This is a genomic window from Falsihalocynthiibacter sp. S25ZX9 (assembly GCF_041205405.1).
Taxonomy (GTDB): Bacteria; Pseudomonadota; Alphaproteobacteria; order Rhodobacterales; family Rhodobacteraceae; genus Falsihalocynthiibacter; species Falsihalocynthiibacter arcticus.
The window spans coordinates 1-286 of the sequence record NZ_JBGFCD010000312.1 but is presented as its reverse complement, the minus strand read 5'-3'; the positions used below and the strand labels follow the sequence as shown (position 1 = coordinate 286).

Genomic DNA, 286 nt, shown 5'->3' with positions numbered 1-286 from the left:
GGTGCGTGTATGCAAATGCTCTTTCATCACGCCCAGCGGATATTGCACGGGCATTGCGTATCCTGCGAAGGGCACCATTTTGGCCCCAAGCTCGACGTGTAAATAATAAAAAACGGTCTGTTCTAATACGGCATCAGTCATCTGGCGTCCCCATTCTCTGATGCACGTGCAAGCGCGCGGCACCATTCAAAGCCCGCCCGATGCGTGCCTTTCTGATGCCCCATCTGTCTTTTGCGCCTGAGATCGTTATCCCTTCGGCGGGCCTTGCGACCACTCTCCAGAGTTT

General features: G+C 54.5%; 1 pseudogene. It reads right to left on the bottom strand.

Annotated elements, in window-relative coordinates:
- Positions 1–141: pseudogene (gene gcvT, locus AB9F29_RS22385) on the bottom strand (glycine cleavage system aminomethyltransferase GcvT); the annotation flags it as partial.
- Positions 142–286: the final 145 nt, after the last annotated feature.